Origin of the sequence: Anoxybacillus sp. ST70, from assembly GCF_019553625.1 — a bacterium.
Classification (GTDB): Bacteria; Bacillota; Bacilli; order Bacillales; family Anoxybacillaceae; genus Anoxybacillus; species Anoxybacillus gonensis.
Genome location: NZ_JAHZOF010000001.1, coordinates 234,774 through 254,669 on the forward strand (window position 1 = coordinate 234,774; position 19,896 = coordinate 254,669).

Consider the following 19,896-nt stretch of genomic DNA (forward strand, 5'->3'; position numbering starts at 1 on the left):
TACAATGCAAAACAATGGTTATACTCATAGTAACAACATCGTTAATGATGTTGTTGCCAACCACGGAGAAGACTTACGTTCCCCATAAGTTCTTCCTCCGGTTTCTCCTCTCCCTTTTTTCCTTCTCTTTTTCGGCTTGTCCGAAAAAGAATGGAAGGGCCCCTGCGGCATATGCCACAGGGCATTTTTTATATTATTGCCCAACGACGTGTATTTCTTCGCTCGTTTCACTAATGTAGACGGAAAACCATTTTGGAAATTCAGTTCGCTCCATGTATAACGTTCCGTCCCACTGTTGAACGACCGTCTTCGTGCCGTTAATAAAAAAGCGCCAACGTGCCCCATCTTTTTCAATAAATACAGCTTCTCCTGAACGTTGAACCGTATAGCCAAGCGCGCGCATAATCGGAACGAATGGAAACAGTTGCTGACCATCTTTTAATAATACATGAGCTGTCGGCAATTTCACGTCATTGACGACGAGCATTTTTCGTTCCGTAAATGTCATGTACGATTGTTCGCGTTGAAAAAATGTCGTATTTCCCCCATATGCCTTGCCTAACCATTCATCTAGCTTTTTCGTCGTCAACGATTGACCGCCACTTGTTTGAACGAGCGTCCAAAACGTTTGTTGTTCTTCTTTCGTTAACGTTTGTTTCAATTGTTGCAACGCACGTTTTGCTTTTGTTGTGACCGGTTCGGTTTTCGTCATATACGAAACGAAGAAATCCCATATCCAATCGGGGACAACGCTATTTGGAAAGCGCTGTTCTAACTGCACGCGAACGTAAGCGCGCTGCACGTCGGAAAACGAAGACGTATCCGGTATAATGACGAACGTCGGCGTCATGTACTGAAGACGAAATGGGGTGACGACAAGCGTCTGCACGCCGTTTTGCCTCCAAAATAATCGCTCAGCATCGTTTAATGGCTTTGTTGTATAGATGCTAAAATCTTCATCAAACGATGTGCGTAGCGGCTTCGTTTGAAAATAGAGAGGAACGGTTTGTCCCCCTTTTTTCTCCCACATAAAAAACGAAAAAGACGGTTTATATACGTAGCCAATGAGCTTTCCGTCCGCCGCCCATATGCCTTTCGGATGAACGACATCGGTGAGCGATACATTCATTTGTTGCTGTTGTGTCGTATGAAAGCGAATGAGCCATTCTTTCATGAAAAGCGGCTCTTTTTGCGCAACCGTCACGCGATAAGTGAGGGAAAGCGTGCCCGTATGTGGCACATTAACGATCATTTTTCCGTTTTTTTGTTTCACGCATTGTTTTTGTTTTACACACGAAACATCTTTCACTTCTTTTGGGACCGTTACTTCGTATGTGTTCGTGACAGCCCCACGTATATGATGAACGACTTCAATCGTTTTTCCGGTAAACTTCGCTTCAATGTCATGCTGGAGCACCGATTGCTTTGTCGCTTCCGTATGATATTCATCCCATTGATAATATAAAGCTCCTGCGCTAACTCCAAGGAAAAGGAAGGTCGAAATGAAAGCTATTCTCCACATACAATTGCTCCTTCATTAGCAGTTTATATTATAACAATAGCAAAATTTCATTCCGTTGTCATACACCGTTTTCACTAATTGTCGAAAAAAGTTGAACGTGATAAAGTAATGATGGAATACATATAAAGTGAGGGAATGAACAGATGATTCAACGTTTTATTGAACTAGGAGAAGGATATTCTGATATTTATGAGCTCATCGAAATCGCGAAATCAAACCGTCACCGCTTATCTGGTTTGTTTGCATTTCATACGATGAAAGACGGTAAAGCGCTCACATCGTTCGTCGTTGTGCTTCATCCGACGGATCCGGGTGATTTTCAACCGTTATACATTTGCCGGGAAGGCATTCCACATCCGTCTGTGAAAGTGACAAAACGATATGAGTTGTTCCTCGATTTAGCGAAAGAATTAAATCAAGAAATTATTCATTTAGATGTAAAACCGTCAACTTTTTTTGCCGACTTACAATTGTACTATCAACATTTAATCGGCATTATGCGCATGAATCGGTTCATTCCGCCTCTACAATAAGAAAAGCGCAAAGCGCCCCAAATGTGAAATTTTATACTTTCTTATCTTGTAAAAAAGCAAAAGGATGTCACGCGTGGACATCCTTTTATATTCCGTATTCATATTCTTTTTCTTTATCTGCTTTCGATTCGAATTCGACTTTAACATACGGGCGGTAAGACGGCTCCACTCGCTTTACAAACGGTAAAGAAGCGAGTTTTTTCATCACGCCTTCCGCTTCGTCCATATTGCAATATAAAACAGCATATTTTAATCGTTTCGATACGTAATGAACGTTTCCGTATTTTCGTAATTGTTTGCTATGTTTTAACGAATAAAGCCAAACGATAATGCCTTGACGCATTGGAAACATGCGCCCATCCCCCCTTTTTCATTTCGTCCGACAGCCGCACGCTCCGCCAGATCCACATCCTCCACCGCAAGATAAAGAATCAAAATACGGATTTCCGGTCGGCACTTTAATGTTTTCAGATACCGCCCGACCGATCATCGTGCTAATTTCATCTAAAAGCGACTGCATCTCTTTTTCCGCTCGTTTAAACGCGGCAATCGGACCGTATAAATCCAATTCACGCTTTGCCTCGCGCACTTGTTTTGTCACTTCTTTGTAGTCAGGATGATATTTCCCAAAGCGCTGCACGTCTTCGTATCGTTCTTTTAACTGAACGAAACGATGAATGAGCTGCTGCGCTTTCTCATCTTGTTGCATATGATAAAAACAGCGACGATATTCCTCCGCCACGTCTGATTCGACAATCATTTTGCCAAGTTGTTCAGCAACATCTAACAACTGCAATCGTTCGATCGTTGCTACAAGCACGAGCAACACCTCCACAACCGTATCATAACACGATTTTCTCCACAAAACAAATAAGTCTGGTCGCCCCAGACTTATGGAATCGTTACCGTAAATTCGTGCGAAACGTGATACTTACTTGCATCATTATGCACAAGTTCTAGTCGAATCGTATGTTTCCCCATCGGCAAACCACGAATAACGAACGCCGCCGTTGTCGTTTCGCTCACCCTTTTGCCATTCACATAAATGTGAATGCGTCCTTGTCCGCTTTTTTTCGGATGCGTTCCTTTTGTAAACGTAAATTGATCAACGATACATTCAACAAATACGTTATTCCCTTTGACATGATGTTTGACAAATAACGTTTGCTTTTGTTCAGCAAAAGCGGTATCATGATCGTTCATATACGTGAAAAACAATAACGCCATACATAAAAAAAAGAAGCGCAACACGTTCACCATCCTTTCGTAGTGATAGTGTTTGCGTTTCTCGTTTAATTATGAGTGTCCTTCATCAGTTTCATCATCGCCATCATCATTTTTGCCATTTCAATCGTTTGGACGACCTGTTCGACTTTATGTGGCAACGTTTGTTTATAATATTGTCTTGCCTCTTTTTCCAATTCTTTTATATCCATCGGTCGTCTCGTTAACCTTCGATACCATGACGGCTGTTCACGCAAAAATTGATGAATCTTCGGCTTAGCGACAATATATTCGTATACGTCTTTTCTCATTCGTGATCTCCTTAATCTTTTCGAAACGAAAACGGGTCTTTTTTTGTATGTTGCATTTGACGGACGACTTCTTGAATGGACGCGATTGCTTGTTGAACGTTTGTAATGTGCGTTTGAAGTTCATTCACGTCAAGATGTTTTAAATAGCTCGCTAACTTTTGGACGAGATCTCCTTGTTCATTTTTTTCGGTAGACCGATACTCATCCCACATGTCATCGTCCTCGCCGAATACGTACCAATCGTTATATAGCTCTTTCCACGTTTTTTTTCCTTGGCGCACCTCCTCAATGAGTTTTGGATGTTTTTTTACAAATTGTTTAAATTGTTCAATAGACATATCGGCCGCTCCTTTCTTGTTTTGTGCCTATCATATATTACGACCGAATGGCCAATGGGTGCGCCTATTTTGGTGGAGAAAAAGGACGAATAAAGTTTTGTGTATAATGCCGCTTATATACACCTACCCCTAAATGCGTCAATTCTTCATTTAACAACGTTTGGCGATGACTTCGGCTATTTAACCATGCTTCAACAACAGCAGGTGCATCAATATATTCTGCCGCAATATTTTCCCCAGCGACTTCAAATGGAATGTTTGCTTTTATGAGCCGTTGTTGTAAATCGCCGGTTGTTGGCGATTCGTGCGCAAAAAATTTGTTCTCCGCCATATCTTTACTATGTTCATATGCCACTTTTGCCACACGGTCATCCCATGTCAATGGAGGAACACCATGGCGTGCGCGCATCACATTCGTTATATCAAAAATTTGATTCGCATTCGCTTGTTCCACTTGTTTTTCCATCGTTTCATCAAGTGTGACTTCCGGTAGCGGTCCACGATACTCCAATTCGTACGGGCGAAGCTTCACTAACGTCTCGCCATCGATCCATCGAATGCTTGATAAGTTGCCGGTAAAACGGTCAATATATAACTGTACATATGCATCGCCAAACGAAAGAAGCGGTTGAATCATTAAATCTTCTTCAGTGAGTTGGAAGCGATACACCCCATCGTCAAGTTGCACATGAATCGTATCGTGAAGCGGCATCGTTTGCAATAAGTCGTTAATGGAGCGATTTAATTGAAATGGAGCGACGTTTACTTCAGGTCCGCACGCATAAATGGTGACGACTCGTCCATCAAGTATACCGATTTGCATATACGTTTTCGGGTCGTTATACACCCACCAGACGTAACCGTAAGCAGACGGATCGATACGCGCAGGTTGTCCGAACGTTCGTTTCACTTCTTCTTCTGTTTTTCCAATCCATGTACCGAGCCCTTCTGAAACGATTTTTTCGCTCGCTTGTTCACTCATGATCGACGTATCGTTTAATGGGGCTTGTTCGTTTGTTGGTGAAAAATAAAAAATGATCATAAAAATAAATATAAGGGCCACTATCCAACGCATGCATCATTCTCCCTCAATCGTTGTATATACTTCCATTATATACAGCTTGCCTATGTCGCAACACTAAAAAATAAGGCTATGCGAAAACATAGCCTCAGACTGCTTTGATTAATGATATTGTGATATTTCTGTTAATGCTTCGCCGGCTTTTTCGTCGCTTGCTTCATGGATCGCTAAATCGCCAAGCGACATCATTCCGACAAGCGTATCCCCTTCGACAACAGGTAAGCGGCGAATTTGATGTTTCGCCATTAAACGAGCCGCTTCGGTAACAAAAGCATCTGGTGAAATTGTCACAAGCTGTTCACTCATCACTTCGGTGACAGCTGTTGAACCGGGCTTTTTCTCGGCAATGCCGCGCACGACTAAATCGCGGTCTGTCACAATACCAATGAGCCGATTTCCATCTGTAATTGGAATGGCACCGACGTTATAATCGCGCATTTTCACTGCTGCTTCGTACATATTATCAAGCGGCGTACAACATTCGACTTCTGTCGTCATCATCTCTTTTACTTTTGGCATATGCATCTCTCCTTTCGCACATTAGTTTCACCAAAATCGGAACAATTATGAAGCTCGTCATTGAAAGTTATGCGCTTTCGTACTATTATTAATGGAGGAATGTTTTATTTTACATAAGGGGGATATGAACGATGCGCTTTGAAAATACAGGTATTGAAAATCAAACAGCGCCATTAACACGTTTAGACGAACTCATGGAAAGCCTCGGCTTCGTGCGTGCAGGTCAATGGGATTACGACCGTGTCACATATGACCGCAAATTCGAGATTAAAAACGATGTGTTTTATTTACGCGTGCAAGGCTATGCGGTTGAAGGAGATGTTGGCGGTCGCCATGCAGTCATTAAGTTAATAAAGCCGCTGCTTGGCAAACATTATTATCCACATGGTGTAGAATATGGTGAGGGGGAAAACTTTCCTTCGTCATTAGTGAGCCAATGTGAAGCGATTTTAGCGAAAGTAAAAGAAGGTCTTGCGAACATAAACGCATGAGCACGCTCATGCGTTTTTTCCGTCAACGAGCCGACGAACGTACAGATGCACAGCAAAAACTTCTTTTCCTGTCATCTCGTATATGTCGTCCATCACTTGTTTTTGAATATGTTCACAGAAAGCGAGCATGTTTTGCTTCATTTTGAACGAAACGGTTATATGAATCGTCAGCCGCTTTTGTTGCTCATACACTTTCACATCTTCTAATATGACATCATCAAACGGTTGTACACTCATCGCAACAATCGTTATAATAGGTTTATGCATATACATCCTCCATACGATTTATGAAATGAAAGCAGGTGTCGTTTCGTTGTTCGAGAAAATTCCAAAGCGATCCATATACATGATTATTATTTTACTCGCGATCGTCTTATTGACATACTGGGTCGCCCCCATTGCCGTTCCGATTTTATTTGCATTGATTACTGCCATTTTTTTAGAGCCAGCAGTGAAAGTAGCACAGCAGCGGCTCGGGTTTAAGCGACAGTCCGCTACCCTGCTTGTGTTTAGTTTATTTACGCTATTTATGTGTTTAAGCGGTTATTTTATTATTACAAAAATTGTGACGGAAGCGTTTCACTTTTTTAGAAACTCGCCGCTATATTTGAATGAAATGATTGCGGGATGGAATGAGCTTGTCGCTCGCTGGTACAAGCAGACAGAAAAATTGCCGCCGTTTGTTGTGGCGGAATTAAGCCATCAAGTCGATTTGTTTTTAACAAAATTAAAAACGCAACTAACCGCTTCATTAAGCTTTAATAAAGTAAGCGCGCTTGTCGCAAACGTTCCAAAGTTTTTAATTAACTTTCTCGTTTATTTAATTACTTTATTTTTATTTATGCACGATTTACCGAAAATACGCGAAGCGATTTTTTCGCATTTAACAGAAGAAACGAAAGAAAAAGTACATTTTATGATGTCGCGTCTATCGTATGTCGTATTTGGCTTTTGGAAAGCGCAATTTCTCGTTAGTTTAATTATTTTTGCCGTATCTCTCGTCGGACTGTTGCTCATTACACCGAAAGTGGCGTTATTTACCGCATTTATTATTTGGGTGATCGATTTTATTCCCATTATCGGATCGATTGTCATTATGGCACCTTGGGCCATTTTCCACTTCGTCACAGGCGATACGGTATTAGCGACAAAACTATCGATTCTCGGTGTCATTTTGTTAATTTTACGCCGAACGATTGAGCCGAAAGTGATGGGCGCGCATATCGGTTTATCTCCGCTAGCGACGCTCATTTCGATGTACTTAGGCGTGAAGGTGATGGGCGGACTCGGTCTTATTTTATTCCCGCTCTTACTCATTGCGATCAAATCAGCGAAAGAAGCAGGGATTATTAAGTTTCACTTTAAACTATAAAGAGGGTGAATGTTCACCCTCTTTTTTAAAATCCTAAAATCGCTTTAATAACTGATGTCGTTTCCCCACCACGATAAAATACGTATAGCAATAAATAAACAGCAACTCCTGTTGTTGCGGTAAAAAACCATATGATACTCGTGATCGGACCGATTTTTTTATGGCGCAACCAATTTTTTTTCACCGCAGACAGCAACGTGACAATGCCGAAAACGGCGCCAGCTGTCGCTAAAAAAATGTGGAAAAACAAAAAGATCGTATAATATATTTTTATATCGTCTGGACCACCGAAGCTTGTATTGCCGATAAAAATCGTGCGCGACAAGTAAATGATGAAAAACGCGAGCGCAAAAGCAGCGGCAATCCACATCGTCTTTTCATGCTTCTCGATTTGTTTTTGACGAATAAAATACCAACCAATCGCAACGAGAATGGCACTAATGACGATAAAGCTTGTACTAATTGTAGGTAAAATCGGTACCATCGTTTCTCCCTCTCTTTATTTCGTTGTTTGAACAGCGACATGTTCTTCATTTCGTTCTTTTCGATACCATTCAATAAAAATGAAAAACAACATCACTCCATATACAATTTCTTGAATGATTTTCATTAATACGCCACCAAGCTGCTGGTCGTGCAATAGCGACATCGAACTAAACATTTCCGGTCCGCTTAATTCAAGCGACGCTAACGTCGTTTGTGGAACGCAAAGCGCTAAAGCGTTTATCCAAGCAGCTGGATCGTAATACGTCGCATATAGCGGGGTATCCGCAAAAATAATGAGCGCACATGCAGGTGTCAACAACACCCCATCAGCAAAAATGTAACCGATTTTTTTCAAGCCAGACAACGACGGAAATCCTCGCACGTCATTGACGAGCGGCCACCACATCATCATCGCCGCAATAAAAATAGCAATCGTCATGAGCGCATGCAACCACATGTTTGTTTTCACCACATCAAAAATCAACGGCACGTGGTATAACGAAAAAATACCATTAAACAAAAATAAAGCAATTAACGGCTTCGTGAAAAAGGCAAACGTCGAGCGAATGATTGGAATGCGAAAAACGGCTTCAAACATCCATGACGGAATGCCTTTAATAAGGAGCGGCGGCACCATTAAATAAAGAATGGCCATTTGCGTCATATGGGCGCTAAACATTAAATGCCCTAACAAGTCAACTGGAGAGCCTTTACAAATGTAAAGCAAAACGATGGCAGTCACAAACAACGTTTTTTGCTTTGTCGTCGTTTGTTCTTTTGCACGGTTAACTAACCAAAAATAAGCAATCGTCACAGCAACTAAAAAAATGAAAAAGTACGGACTCCACATCGCCTCAAAACCAAATATACTTAACGGCATCATATTCACCTCACTTTTTTTCCGACTTTATTATACTACAAACGTAACAAACGTGAAAAGAAAAGAAGCTAGCCAACGCTAGCTTCTTAAATCCAAACGACCGTTAAAAACGCCCAAATCGTAACGAACGCCACAACGACACCGCCATAGATGAACAGTGCTGGCAGTTCGTGTCCTTTATGGCTCATATGCATAAAGTAATACAGTTGGAAAATAACTTGCACGACCGCTAACAATAAAATGAACGGTACGGAAAACCAAGCAGAAAATCCTTCATATCCAACCGCAAAAAAGGCGATGAGCGTTAAAAAAATCATTAACGTAAATGAAACAATTTGATGTTTCATTTCTTCTGCATTTTTTTTCCGGCGATATTGCACATCTACTTTTGGGTTTTGTACATGTGTATGATTTGCCATACAATCACCCCACCATTCCCATTAAGTATACGACCGTGAAAATGAACACCCACACGACGTCGATAAAGTGCCAATATAAGCTGGCAACGTAAAACTTCGGTGCGTTATATAAGTTTAACCCACGTTTCGCATTGCGAATCATTAACGTTAAAATCCAAAGTAAACCGAATGCGACGTGGCCACCGTGCGTACCAACTAACGTGTAAAACGATGAAGAAAACGCACTTGTTGAAAATTTAAATCCTTCATGTACGTACTCTGTAAACTCGTAAATTTCAAGCGCTAAGAAAGCTGCACCAAGAAAAACGGTAATGCCGAGCCAAAGCTGCATTTTTTTAAAATCAAAGTTGCGCATATGATGCATCGCATATACGCTCGTTAAACTGCTTGTTAGTAACAGCATCGTCGCTAAAAAGACGATCGGCATTTGGAACAATTCTTTCGCAGACGGACCGCCTGCAACAGAATCTCTTAACGCCAAAAATGTGGCGAAGAGAGAGGCGAACAATACCGTCTCTCCGCCGAGGAAAAACCAGAAACCTAAAAATTTATTTTTCCCTTCAAGGGTCGCTTTTTCAGGCTCTGCCGGAAACGTCTCTGCCGTTAATTTTTCTTCCACATGCATTATGCCCCAGCCCCCTTCTTCTCCGCTTCCATCACTTCTTCTTTATGAATATGGAAGCCGTGGTCATCAATAATTGAACGGAAGAACATCGCGCCGAGCGTAATGAGTAAGCCGACTACGCCGACTGGAGTTCCCCACGCATGATCTTGATGGAACAAGAAACCGAATGCGGCCACAAATAAGCCAAGTGAAATAACAAACGGTAAAATCGATGGATTCGGCATATGAATGTCACCTAGCGGCTCTGCTGGCGTTAATCCTTTTTTGCCTTCCATTTTTTCAATCCAATACGCGTCTAAACCACGGACAAGTGGTGTTTGTGCAAAGTTGTACTCTGGTGCTGGCGAAGATACGGCCCATTCCAATGTGCGTCCATCTTCCCAAGGGTCGTTGCCAACACGCTTTCCTTTTACTGTCGTAATGACAACGTTTGCTAATAATACGACTGTACCTGCTGCCATGAAAAATGCACCGACTGTACTAATCATGTTTCCTGTTTCAAATCCTTGACCAGGCAAGAACGTGAATACACGGCGTGGCATACCCATTAAGCCAAGGAAATGTTGAATAAAGAACGTTAAATGGAAACCGATAAAGAACAACCAGAATGTCACTTTTCCTAATTTTTCATCTAACATTTTACCGAACATTTTTGGCCACCAATAGTGTGCCCCTGCGAGTAGCGCGAATACAACCCCACCGACGATAACGTAGTGGAAGTGTGCAACGACGAAATAGCTATCGTGATATTGATAGTCTGCCGCAGCTGTTGCGTTCATGACCCCTGTTACCCCACCGATAACGAACGATGGAATGAACGCTACCGCATACATCATTGGCGTTGTAAAGCGAATGCTTCCGCCCCACATCGTAAATAACCAGTTGAAAATTTTAATTCCTGTTGGCACGGCAATCGCCATTGTCGCAACCGCAAAGATGGCGTTTGCAATTGGGCCCATCCCAACGGTAAACATATGGTGCGCCCATACCATGAATCCTAAAAACCCGATTAACACCGTCGCGAATACCATCGATGAATAACCGAATAAACGTTTACGCGAGAACGTCGCGAAAATTTCTGAGAAAATACCGAACGCTGGTAAGACGAGAATGTATACTTCTGGGTGACCGAAAATCCAGAACAAGTGCTCCCAAATGATCGTATTTCCACCAAGCGCTGGATCAAAGAAGTTTCCACCGAACAAACGGTCCATCATCATGAAAATTAAACCGACTGTTAATGGCGGGAACGCGAATAAAATGAGCGCAGATGTGACAAACGTTGCCCATGTAAACATCGGCATGCGCATATATGTCATTCCTGGCGCGCGCATATTAATGATTGTCACAAGGAAGTTAATTCCACCAATTAACGTTCCGAAACCGGAAATTTGCAAGCCTAATACGTAAAAGTCAATACCGTGCGTTGGTGACGCAAGTGATAATGATGCGTACGATGTCCAACCGGCATCAGGTGCTCCACCTAAAAACCATGATAAGTTTAAAAATACACCACCGAAGAAAAATAACCAAAATCCAAGCGCGTTTAAAAACGGGAACGCTACGTCGCGCGCACCGATTTGAATCGGCACAACGGCGTTCATCATCGCAAACACGAGCGGCATCGCCGCAAGGAAAATCATCGTCGTCCCGTGCATCGTCAACACTTCATTGTAAAAACCTGCGCTAATGAAGTCGTTGTTTGGCACGGCGAGCTGAATGCGAATAATCATCGCTTCTAAACCGCCAAGCAAGAAGAAAACTCCGCCGGCGATTAAGTACAAAATCGCAATCTTCTTATGGTCTACTGTCGTTAAGTAGTCCCAAATGACTGCGCCGACACCTTTTTTCCGAGCTAACGTACTCACAGTTTAACCTCCCTTTATCGATAATCCCCTTACTCAACAGATAATGTCATTAAATATTTTGTTAATGCTTCTAGCTCTTCATCAGATAATGCTGGATAAGTACCTGTCATTTTGTTGCCTGGCTTAATTTTCTCTGGATCTTTTAACCAAGCTTTTAAGTTTTCTTCGTTATGTTCTAAAATGCCGGCAATGCGTTCACGATCCGCAAAGTTGCCTAAGTTTGGCGCAAGGCGAGCTTGCTCTGGACGACCATCAACTGGTGTAACAGCGTGACAGCCAATACAGCTTTTGTTGAAAACTTCCTCTCCTCGCTTCACAACTGGGTCTGTTGCTGCAACAGGTTTTGCATTTTTCATTTTTTCTACCCATTGATCAAATTCAGCACGAGGAAGCGCCTTCACTTTAAAGTCCATTAATGCGTGTGACGGACCGCAAAGCTCCGCACATTTTCCGTAAAAGAGACGTCCTGCTTCTTCGGCACGTTTGTCATCAAATGTGAGGAAAAATTGGTTCGTGTTATCTGTATTTGTATCCATTTTTCCTCCGACGGCAGGAATCCAGAACGAGTGTTTTACGTCAGATGCTTTTAAGTTAAAATACACGCGTTCACCTGTTGGAACGACTAAATCTTGGCTTGTAATAATGCCGTAATCTGGGTACTCAAACTCCCACCAGTACAAATTCGCGCGCACGTTGACGACAACAACGTCGCGTTCTTTTTTGTTCATCGGTTTTACATCCGCCAATTTAAACGTGTATAAAACCGTCGGAACAGCTAAGATGATTAGTAAAATAATCGGAATAACTGTCCAAATAATTTCAAGCGTATGGCTTCCTTCTACTTGTTTTGGAATTTTGTTTTCTTCCCCTTTACGACGACGGAAGCGAGTCACAACGTAAAGGAAGATGATCGTTACAACCGCAATGACGATGACCATAATGGCCGTGCTGAGCAGCATAAGCTTGTACTGCATGTCAGCTACTTCTCCTGCTGGTTGAAGCGTCGATAAAAACGGCTTACCGCAACCAGCTAGCAAAAGCGCCATGGCGGATACAAGAGAAACCAAGCGCCAATTTCGTAGCCACTTCTTCATAGCCTAATCAAACCCCTCTTTCGATTATGAAATAAAGTGAAATATATACATTCTTTCTTTACAAAAAGAAAGAATTGTAAACCTTTTTTATTTTCCGAAGCGCCGTTGTAGGCGCTTCATTAGTCAATCGTGACAATCACCATCGTCACAAACAAAATCGTTAAATAGTTGAGCGAATAAATGAACATCCATTTCGCCCATTTTATATCGTCTTTCATTTTAAAGCCCGCTAGTCCGAGCGCTAACCAACCGACATTTAACAACGTCGCGATCACTAAAAACGGCACGCCTAATGAAAATAAGTAAAACGGAAGCGGTAAAAGCGCCACAATCCAAATGACGATTTGCCGTTTTGTCATCGCAAATCCATGTACGACAGGAAGCATCGGAATGCCAGCTGCGCGATACTCCTCACATCGCTTCATCGCCAACGCTAAAAAGTGTGGCGGTTGCCATAAAAACATAAGCAAAAACAAAATGACTGGAACGATATGAAATCCGTCATCGACCGCTGTCCAACCGATGACTGGCGGAACGGCACCAGAAATGCTTCCGATCACCGTATTGAACGTATTGCTTCGCTTAGACCACATCGTATATAAAAAGACGTATGTCACCATACCAATGAGTCCGATGATGGCGGCGGTGACCGTTGTCATAAGCAAACTGAGCGTACCGATCGTGACAAGAAGTACACCGAACCAAAGCACGCGCTTCGGCTCTACGCTTCCGCTCACCGTTGGGCGACTTTTCGTCCGTTCCATAAGATGGTCGATGTCGCGATCAATGAAATTATTTAACGCACAAGAACCTGCAATGACGAGCGCAGATCCAATAAGCGCGAAAAACACCGTATGCAAATTGCTTAAAAAACCTTGTCCTGTAAAATGAAGGGCTAACCAAAGTCCCGTAAACGTCGTAATTAAATTGGAATTGACAATGCCAATTTTTACGACAGCGAATACATCTTTTAGTACACCGGATTGGATTTTTGTCGTTTTTACATCTTCGACTACATCCGCCATCTGCCGCCACTCCTCTCTTATGCCTTTGAAGGCGTTTCCAATCTATACACGATAACGATATGTCGTCTCTGTATATTAAAGCACATTTCTTCGTCAAATTGTGAACTTTTTTTGTCTTAATTGTGTCGAATTTGTGTCAAAACGATATTGTTACAATGAAAACATTGAAAAATGACTGCACTTATATTTCTAGCAAACTCCATACAAATATTCAACCATATTTGCAACGTTTGCTATATTGTAAAATAATAAAACTTTGCGCTTTTCGACATTTTCCGCTAATATGAGAGTAGCATTTCTTCACACGTATTTCACATTTATTATACAGTTTTTACTAGGCATTTGCTAGATAAAATTTCGCATTAAGGAAGTGAACACATTGCAACGGCTTTTAAAATGGTTTGCGGTAGCGACAACAATCGGCATGCTTTTCGTTTTAATTGGTGGCGCACTTGTGACGAAAACAGGCTCAGGCATGGGGTGCGGTCGTTCGTGGCCGCTCTGTCACGGGCAACTCATTCCGTCTCACATTACAGCTGAGTTGCTTATTGAATTAAGCCATCGCGTCGTCTCAGGCGTCGTCGGATTGATGGTGCTTATTTTATCGATTTGGGCATGGAAAGCGATCGGACATATTCGAGAAACGAAATTTTTAGCCGTCGTTTCGTTCGTGTTTCTCGTCTTGCAAGGGCTCATTGGCGCTGCTGCGGTCGTGTGGGGACAATCGGACGTCGTGCTTGCGCTTCATTTTGGCATTTCGCTCATTTCGTTTGCGGCTGTCTTTTTATTAACGCTCTTTATTTTTGAAGTAGATAAAAAATTTCATGCCGCATCCGTTGTGCTCGATCGTACGATGACATTTCATATTTACGGCATTATTGCATATTGCTATATCGTCGTCTATACCGGAGCGCTCGTTCGCCATAAACAAGCGAGTTTAGCGTGCCCAAGTTGGCCGTTTTGCGCACAAACGCGCTTATTTCCAACGCAACTGCATGAATGGGTGCAAATGGGGCACCGTTTTGCAGCGGGATTATTGTTTCTTTGGATTTTATGGGCGACGATATATGCGATTAAACGATATAAACATCAGCCGATTATATACTGGGGCTGGCTCATCGCACTCCTTCTCGTTAGCTGTCAAGTCGCAACAGGAGCGCTTGTCGTCTTTACAGGGTTAAACTTATACGTCGCCTTAGCTCATGCGTTTTTCATTTCATGTTTATTTGGTGTATTAAGCTACTTCGTGTTACTGGCGACACGTAGTAAAAAAGAAAAAGAGGTAGAGCATCAAGCCGTTCCATCTGCCGTATTAAAATAAAAGAACGAGGGGACCCCCTCGTTCTTTTATTTTTCCGCTAATTCAAGCAATAAGTCGCCTGTTTGGATGGCGTCGCCACCTTTGACGTAAATGTCTTTCACCATACCGGAAAACGGTGCTTGCACGGTCGTTTCCATTTTCATCGCTTCGGTAATCATTAAATGGTCACCTTTTTTCACTTTTTCCCCTTTTTCAACAAGCACTTTGACAACTGTTCCCGGCATCGTCGCAGCAATATGGTTCGGATTGTTGCGATCCGCTTTCACACGCGCAACGACCGTTGTTTTAATGCTTTCGTCTTTAATGACGATTTCGCGCGGTTGACCGTTTAGCTCAAAATATACAACTCTTGTTCCGTCCGCTTGCGGCTGACCGATCGAAACGAGCTTGACGATTAACGTTTTTCCTTTTTCAATTTCAATTTCAATTTCTTCACCGAGACGCATGCCGTATAAAAACGTTGGTGTATCAAGCACAGATACGTCACCGAACTGTTCGACCGTACGGGCGTATTCCACAAACACTTTCGGATATAGCGCATAAGCTAACACATCGTAGTCAGTCACTTCACGTTGAACGATATGGTATAACTCTTCGCGCAACTTCTCAAAGTCGACCGGCTCTAACAGCTCACCTGGACGAACGGTAATCGGTTCACGCCCTTTTAAAATGATGCGCTGCAACGTTTCTGGGAATCCGCCATGCGGCTGACCGAGATAACCTTCAAACAGTTCAACGACGGAATCTGGGAAATCAAGCGTTTCACCGCGCTCATAAATGTCTTGTTCGGTTAAATTGTTTTGGACCATATATAGCGCCATGTCACCCACCACTTTCGACGATGGCGTTACTTTAACAATGTCGCCAAATAAGTCGTTGACGCGGCGATACATTTCTTTTACTTCATCCCAACGATCACCTAAGCCGACCGCTTTCGCTTGTTGTTGAAGGTTGCTATATTGTCCGCCCGGCATTTCGTGCATATATACTTCCGTATGCGGCGCATTCATGCCGCTTTCAAAGTCGACGTAATATTTGCGCACATCTTCCCAATAACGCGACAATTTCTCAAGCGATGCGATATCGACTTCCGGCGCACGTTCTGTTCCTTCAAGAGCATAATAAAGCGTGTTTGCGCTCGGCTGCGACGTTAAACCAGCCATCGAACTTACCGCGACGTCAACAATATCGACTCCTGCTTCAATCGCTTTGGCGTACGTATAAATGCCGTTTCCGCTCGTATCGTGCGTATGCAAATGAATCGGAATGTCGACAACTTCTTTTAACGCAGAAATAAACGTATAAGCCGCTTGTGGCTTTAATAGCCCCGCCATATCTTTGATCGCTAAAATGTGCGCACCAGCTTGCTCGAGCTCTTTCGCTAACTGTTTATAGTAATCGAGATTGTATTTTGTGCGCGTCGAATCGAAAATATCGCCCGTATAACAAATCGCCGCTTCCGCCACTTTTCCTGTTTGACGTACCGCATCAATGGCGACCGTCATTCCTTTTACCCAGTTTAAACTATCGAAAATGCGGAATACGTCAATGCCGGCTTCGGCTGATTGCGCAACAAACTCTCGAATGACGTTATCTGGATAGTTTTTATATCCGACCGCATTCGACGCGCGAAGCAACATTTGAAACAAAACGTTCGGAATTTTTTCGCGCAATTGAATTAAACGATCCCACGGATCTTCTTTTAAGAAGCGATACGCGACGTCAAACGTCGCTCCGCCCCACATTTCCATCGAAAATAGTTGCGGCCATAAACGCGCGGTCGGCTCCGCAATGCGCAATAAGTCGTTTGTGCGCACGCGCGTCGCTAAAAGCGATTGATGGGCATCACGAAACGTCGTATCTGTCAACAACACGCGCGGTTGTTCTTTGATCCATTGAACGAGCCCGTCTGCTCCCCGTTCATCTAAAATTTGTTTCGTCCCTTTTGGCATCGGTTCAATATGGTTCACTTTCGGAATGCGCGGCGGATCGAATACCGGCTTTTTCTTTTTCCCGATGCCTGGAAAACCGTTGACAGTAACCGTTCCGATATACGATAACATTTTTGTTCCGCGGTCTTTCCGTTTCGGGAACACAAATAGCTCTGGCGTCGTATCGATAAACGACGTATCGTATTCGCCTGTTAAAAACTTCGGATGTTGCACGACATTTTCTAAAAACGGAATGTTCGTTTTAATGCCGCGAATACGAAACTCGCGCAAGTTGCGCAACATTTTCGCCGCCGCTTGCTCAAACGTTAATGCCCACGTCGTCACTTTGACTAACAGCGAATCGTAATACGGCGTAATGACGGCGCCTTGAAAGCTATTTCCGGCATCTAAACGAACGCCGAAGCCACCGCCTGAACGATACGCCATAATTTTCCCTGTATCTGGCATAAAATTGTTTAACGGATCTTCTGTCGTCACGCGCGATTGAATCGCATATCCGTGAACGCGGATGTCTTCTTGTTTCGGAATGCCGACCTTTTCGCTATGTAGCGCATGTCCTTCCGCAATTAAAATTTGCGATTGAACGATATCAATCCCTGTAATCATTTCTGTAATTGTATGTTCGACTTGAATGCGCGGATTCACTTCAATGAAGTAAAACGCATCGCCAGAAACGAGAAACTCAACCGTTCCTGCGTTCACGTATTGCACGTTTTTCATTAGTTTCACTGCCGCTTGGCAAATGTCTTCGCGGAGCGCTTTTGAAAGCGATACGCTTGGCGCCACTTCAACAACTTTTTGATGGCGGCGTTGCACCGAGCAGTCTCGGTCATATAAATGAACGATGTTGCCGTATTCGTCACCTAAAATCTGCACTTCAATATGTTTTGGTTTTTCGATTAATTTTTCGACATACACTTCATCGCTGCCAAATGCCGCTTTCGCTTCCGATTTCGCCCGCTCATACGCTTCTTTCACTTCCGCTTGCGAACGAACGATGCGCATTCCGCGTCCACCGCCTCCTAATGCCGCTTTAATGATCATCGGATAACCGTATGTCTCGCCGAAGCGCACGACATCCTCCAAGCTTTGCACAGGCCCGTCGCTTCCCGGAATGACCGGAATGCCCGCTTGTTTCGCTTGGTGGCGCGCTTTTACTTTATCGCCAAACATATCTAAATGCGCTTGTTTCGGACCGATGAAAATGATGCCTTCTTCTTCGCATCGTTTCGCAAATTCGATGTTTTCCGATAAAAAGCCATAGCCCGGATGAATCGCATCGACATCATGCATTTTCGCGATTTCGATAATGCCTTCAATGTCTAAATATGCTTCAATCGGTTTTTTTCCTTCTCCAACTAAATACGCTTCATCCGCTTTGTAACGATGGTACGATCCTGCATCTTCGCGCGAATAAATGGCAACGGTGCGAATTCCTAGTTCGTTGCAGGCGCGAAACACGCGAATCGCAATTTCTCCACGGTTTGCGACAAGTACTTTTTGAATACGCCTCATATGCATCCTCCCCCTATCCTTCATATAAAAACTATAACGAATTTTCTGTATTTGTAAATACAATTACGAAAAAGAAATATGATTTTTTTGAATATTGCTTTGTTTTTCTGTTTGATGTTTTTGTTCGTAATTTGTTACCGCGGCGATGTTTGCCAACACTCCGGCACACATCATTAATAAAACGAGCGATGAACCACCGTAGCTAACAAACGGCAATGTAACCCCTGTCAGTGGGATGAGCCCTGATATTCCACCTAGGTTGACGAACGATTGAACGCCGATCATCGCTGAAATGCCGATCGCTAATAAACTGCCGAACGCATCTTGGCACCTTCTTGCGATCAAAAAGCCGCGCAAAACGATAAACGATAAGAGAAGGAGGACGAACGAAACGCCAAATAACCCGAGCTCTTCGGCGATGACCGCCATAATAAAGTCGGTATGCGCTTCTGGCAAATAACCGTATTTTTGAATGCCTTGTCCAAGTCCGAGCCCTTTTAATCCCCCATTTCCGATCGCAATGTACGAGTTGATGAGTTGGTATCCTTCATCTTTTTCATACTTAAACGGATGCAAAAAGACGTCAATGCGCGATAAACGCTCTTTCGTAAACACTCGATCGTATATAAACGGACCGGAAATCGCTGCGACAACTCCGATAATTAAAACGAACAGAAACAACTGTTTCATCAATAACCGTTTGCTTGCGGCGGAAGAAAGGATGATGACCGCACAAATCATTCCGATAATCAACATCGTACCGACGTCTGGTTGAAGAAAAATTAATAAGCAAATAAACAACATATAGTAGATTGGAAATAGGACGTCTTGCGGCGATGTTTGTAATTTTTTTTGCTTGTTTGCTAATACTCCGCTTAAATAGACGATTAAACCGATTTTGGCAAACTCCGCTGGCTGAATGCTAATCGGACCGATTTTAATCCAACTTGTCGCATTGTTTACGGTATGGCCGAACAAAAGGACGTAAATGAGCGGCAAAGGCATGGCGAAAAAAACGAATTGTAAAAACTTTTTGCGCGCATAATGTTTATACGGAACAAATGCCGTAAATAAAAAAAACACTGCACCGATGATCCATGCCCATTTTTGTTTTTGGAAAAAATAATCGCTCGCCGTATGAAAACGAGTAACAGCCGTAATCATGCTCGCACTATATACCATCACAAGCCCGAACAACGACAATAAACATATCGCGATAATGAGCGGATAGTCATGGTATTTCATAAACGTTTTCAATCGCATCGATCCCATCTTCCTTTTCACTTTCTTATTTGCATTGTACTATAAAACAGAAAAAAC

At 42.9% G+C, this 19,896-nt stretch carries 21 protein-coding genes and 1 pseudogene; 4 read left to right on the forward strand and 18 right to left on the reverse strand.

What is annotated here, in order from left to right:
* Positions 1-193 precede the first annotated feature (193 nt).
* Positions 194-1,522 carry a hypothetical protein gene (locus K1I43_RS01195; RefSeq protein ID WP_019418330.1) on the reverse strand — a complete coding sequence of 443 codons (1,329 nt, stop codon included), beginning with the start codon at positions 1,520-1,522 and terminating at the stop codon, positions 194-196.
* A 143-nt stretch (positions 1,523-1,665) separates the two neighbouring features.
* On the opposite strand from K1I43_RS01195, the gene K1I43_RS01200 reads away from it, so the two are divergent.
* The gene (locus K1I43_RS01200) at positions 1,666-2,055 is read left to right on the forward strand and encodes a DUF7147 family protein (RefSeq protein WP_009373497.1); all 390 of its coding nucleotides are present in this window, start codon (positions 1,666-1,668) and stop codon (positions 2,053-2,055) included.
* An 85-nt stretch (positions 2,056-2,140) separates the two neighbouring features.
* Here K1I43_RS01200 and K1I43_RS01205 read toward each other — a convergent pair whose 3' ends face one another.
* The 7 genes from K1I43_RS01205 to K1I43_RS01235 all read right to left on the reverse strand — a co-directional run bounded on the left by K1I43_RS01205 (position 2,141) and on the right by K1I43_RS01235 (position 5,528).
* Entirely contained in the window at positions 2,141-2,407 is a 267-nt protein-coding gene (locus K1I43_RS01205) for a YlbG family protein (protein ID WP_009373496.1), read from the reverse strand.
* A gap of 18 nt (positions 2,408-2,425) precedes the next feature.
* A complete protein-coding gene (locus K1I43_RS01210) occupies positions 2,426-2,875 on the reverse strand; it encodes a YlbF/YmcA family competence regulator (protein WP_009373495.1) in 450 nt (149 codons plus the stop codon).
* A 71-nt stretch (positions 2,876-2,946) separates the two neighbouring features.
* Entirely contained in the window at positions 2,947-3,315 is a 369-nt protein-coding gene (locus K1I43_RS01215; RefSeq protein ID WP_238148415.1) for a hypothetical protein, read from the reverse strand.
* Positions 3,316-3,347: 32 nt separating this feature from the next.
* Complete coding sequence (locus tag K1I43_RS01220; RefSeq protein WP_019418327.1) at positions 3,348-3,590, reverse strand: YlbE-like family protein; 243 nt, start codon at positions 3,588-3,590, stop codon at positions 3,348-3,350.
* Between the two features lie 11 nt (positions 3,591-3,601).
* Positions 3,602-3,928, reverse strand: a complete 327-nt coding sequence (locus tag K1I43_RS01225; protein WP_019418326.1) for a YlbD family protein — start codon at positions 3,926-3,928, stop codon at positions 3,602-3,604.
* Positions 3,929-3,992: 64 nt separating this feature from the next.
* The gene (locus K1I43_RS01230) at positions 3,993-5,003 is read right to left on the reverse strand and encodes a CAP domain-containing protein (protein ID WP_019418325.1); all 1,011 of its coding nucleotides are present in this window, start codon (positions 5,001-5,003) and stop codon (positions 3,993-3,995) included.
* Positions 5,004-5,111: 108 nt separating this feature from the next.
* Positions 5,112-5,528, reverse strand: a complete 417-nt coding sequence (locus K1I43_RS01235) for a CBS domain-containing protein (protein WP_026011797.1) — start codon at positions 5,526-5,528, stop codon at positions 5,112-5,114.
* Positions 5,529-5,659: 131 nt separating this feature from the next.
* Here K1I43_RS01235 and K1I43_RS01240 point away from each other — a divergent pair, with 131 nt between their 5' ends.
* A complete protein-coding gene (locus K1I43_RS01240) occupies positions 5,660-6,019 on the forward strand; it encodes a YugN family protein (protein ID WP_009373487.1) in 360 nt (119 codons plus the stop codon).
* A 6-nt stretch (positions 6,020-6,025) separates the two neighbouring features.
* On the opposite strand, the gene K1I43_RS01245 is transcribed toward K1I43_RS01240, so the two are convergent.
* Positions 6,026-6,286: a hypothetical protein gene (locus tag K1I43_RS01245; RefSeq protein ID WP_009373484.1), complete on the reverse strand. Its 261-nt coding sequence runs from the start codon at positions 6,284-6,286 to the stop codon at positions 6,026-6,028.
* A 25-nt stretch (positions 6,287-6,311) separates the two neighbouring features.
* On the opposite strand from K1I43_RS01245, the gene ytvI reads away from it, so the two are divergent.
* Complete coding sequence (gene ytvI, locus K1I43_RS01250) at positions 6,312-7,391, forward strand: sporulation integral membrane protein YtvI (RefSeq protein WP_049720871.1); 1,080 nt, start codon at positions 6,312-6,314, stop codon at positions 7,389-7,391.
* Between the two features lie 25 nt (positions 7,392-7,416).
* Here the strand turns inward: ytvI and K1I43_RS01255 are convergent, their stop codons facing one another.
* The 7 genes and pseudogenes from K1I43_RS01255 to cyoE form a co-directional block, all read right to left on the reverse strand.
* The gene (locus tag K1I43_RS01255; RefSeq protein ID WP_019418321.1) at positions 7,417-7,875 is read right to left on the reverse strand and encodes a DUF420 domain-containing protein; all 459 of its coding nucleotides are present in this window, start codon (positions 7,873-7,875) and stop codon (positions 7,417-7,419) included.
* A 15-nt stretch (positions 7,876-7,890) separates the two neighbouring features.
* Positions 7,891-8,760 (reverse strand): cytochrome c oxidase assembly factor CtaG, encoded by an 870-nt coding sequence (gene ctaG / locus K1I43_RS01260; RefSeq protein WP_009373481.1) that lies wholly within the window; start codon positions 8,758-8,760, stop codon positions 7,891-7,893.
* Between the two features lie 83 nt (positions 8,761-8,843).
* A complete protein-coding gene (gene ctaF, locus K1I43_RS01265; RefSeq protein ID WP_009373480.1) occupies positions 8,844-9,176 on the reverse strand; it encodes a cytochrome c oxidase subunit IVB in 333 nt (110 codons plus the stop codon).
* Between the two features lie 4 nt (positions 9,177-9,180).
* Positions 9,181-9,801: a cytochrome c oxidase subunit III gene (gene ctaE, locus K1I43_RS01270; protein WP_019418319.1), complete on the reverse strand. Its 621-nt coding sequence runs from the start codon at positions 9,799-9,801 to the stop codon at positions 9,181-9,183.
* On the reverse strand, positions 9,801-11,669 hold the full coding sequence (ctaD, locus tag K1I43_RS01275) for a cytochrome c oxidase subunit I (RefSeq protein ID WP_009373478.1): 1,869 nt from the start codon (positions 11,667-11,669) through the stop codon (positions 9,801-9,803). The genes ctaE and ctaD overlap by 1 nt, the downstream gene beginning before the upstream one ends.
* A gap of 29 nt (positions 11,670-11,698) precedes the next feature.
* On the reverse strand, positions 11,699-12,763 hold the full coding sequence (gene coxB, locus K1I43_RS01280) for a cytochrome c oxidase subunit II (RefSeq protein WP_019418318.1): 1,065 nt from the start codon (positions 12,761-12,763) through the stop codon (positions 11,699-11,701).
* A gap of 119 nt (positions 12,764-12,882) precedes the next feature.
* A pseudogene (gene cyoE / locus K1I43_RS01285) lies at positions 12,883-13,734 on the reverse strand (heme o synthase); the annotation flags it as partial.
* Between the two features lie 433 nt (positions 13,735-14,167).
* On the opposite strand from cyoE, the gene K1I43_RS01290 reads away from it, so the two are divergent.
* A complete protein-coding gene (locus tag K1I43_RS01290; protein ID WP_026011796.1) occupies positions 14,168-15,109 on the forward strand; it encodes a COX15/CtaA family protein in 942 nt (313 codons plus the stop codon).
* A 26-nt stretch (positions 15,110-15,135) separates the two neighbouring features.
* Here K1I43_RS01290 and pyc read toward each other — a convergent pair whose 3' ends face one another.
* Together pyc and ftsW are read right to left on the reverse strand one after the other, a co-directional pair.
* Positions 15,136-18,582, reverse strand: coding sequence for a pyruvate carboxylase (gene pyc, locus K1I43_RS01295; protein WP_033383663.1), 3,447 nt, complete (start codon positions 18,580-18,582; stop codon positions 15,136-15,138).
* A gap of 57 nt (positions 18,583-18,639) precedes the next feature.
* Positions 18,640-19,848, reverse strand: coding sequence for a putative lipid II flippase FtsW (gene ftsW, locus K1I43_RS01300; RefSeq protein WP_019418700.1), 1,209 nt, complete (start codon positions 19,846-19,848; stop codon positions 18,640-18,642).
* Between the last annotated feature and the right edge of the window lie 48 nt (positions 19,849-19,896).

Excerpts from the sequence above, each read along its gene's own strand:
- K1I43_RS01195 (WP_019418330.1), bottom strand. The coding sequence starts at position 1,522 with ATGTGGAGAATAGCTTTCATTTCGACCTTCCTTTTCCTTGGAGTTAGC.
- K1I43_RS01200 (WP_009373497.1), top strand. The coding sequence starts at position 1,666 with ATGATTCAACGTTTTATTGAACTAGGAGAAGGATATTCTGATATTTAT.
- K1I43_RS01205 (WP_009373496.1), bottom strand. The coding sequence starts at position 2,407 with ATGTTTCCAATGCGTCAAGGCATTATCGTTTGGCTTTATTCGTTAAAA.
- K1I43_RS01215 (WP_238148415.1), bottom strand. The coding sequence starts at position 3,315 with ATGGTGAACGTGTTGCGCTTCTTTTTTTTATGTATGGCGTTATTGTTT.
- K1I43_RS01220 (WP_019418327.1), bottom strand. The coding sequence starts at position 3,590 with ATGAGAAAAGACGTATACGAATATATTGTCGCTAAGCCGAAGATTCAT.
- K1I43_RS01225 (WP_019418326.1), bottom strand. The coding sequence starts at position 3,928 with ATGTCTATTGAACAATTTAAACAATTTGTAAAAAAACATCCAAAACTC.
- K1I43_RS01230 (WP_019418325.1), bottom strand. The coding sequence starts at position 5,003 with ATGCGTTGGATAGTGGCCCTTATATTTATTTTTATGATCATTTTTTAT.
- K1I43_RS01235 (WP_026011797.1), bottom strand. The coding sequence starts at position 5,528 with ATGCCAAAAGTAAAAGAGATGATGACGACAGAAGTCGAATGTTGTACG.
- K1I43_RS01240 (WP_009373487.1), top strand. The coding sequence starts at position 5,660 with ATGCGCTTTGAAAATACAGGTATTGAAAATCAAACAGCGCCATTAACA.
- K1I43_RS01245 (WP_009373484.1), bottom strand. The coding sequence starts at position 6,286 with ATGCATAAACCTATTATAACGATTGTTGCGATGAGTGTACAACCGTTT.
- ytvI (WP_049720871.1), top strand. The coding sequence starts at position 6,312 with ATGAAAGCAGGTGTCGTTTCGTTGTTCGAGAAAATTCCAAAGCGATCC.
- K1I43_RS01255 (WP_019418321.1), bottom strand. The coding sequence starts at position 7,875 with ATGGTACCGATTTTACCTACAATTAGTACAAGCTTTATCGTCATTAGT.
- ctaG (WP_009373481.1), bottom strand. The coding sequence starts at position 8,760 with ATGATGCCGTTAAGTATATTTGGTTTTGAGGCGATGTGGAGTCCGTAC.
- ctaF (WP_009373480.1), bottom strand. The coding sequence starts at position 9,176 with ATGGCAAATCATACACATGTACAAAACCCAAAAGTAGATGTGCAATAT.
- ctaE (WP_019418319.1), bottom strand. The coding sequence starts at position 9,801 with ATGCATGTGGAAGAAAAATTAACGGCAGAGACGTTTCCGGCAGAGCCT.
- coxB (WP_019418318.1), bottom strand. The coding sequence starts at position 12,763 with ATGAAGAAGTGGCTACGAAATTGGCGCTTGGTTTCTCTTGTATCCGCC.
- pyc (WP_033383663.1), bottom strand. The coding sequence starts at position 18,582 with ATGCATATGAGGCGTATTCAAAAAGTACTTGTCGCAAACCGTGGAGAA.
- ftsW (WP_019418700.1), bottom strand. The coding sequence starts at position 19,848 with ATGGGATCGATGCGATTGAAAACGTTTATGAAATACCATGACTATCCG.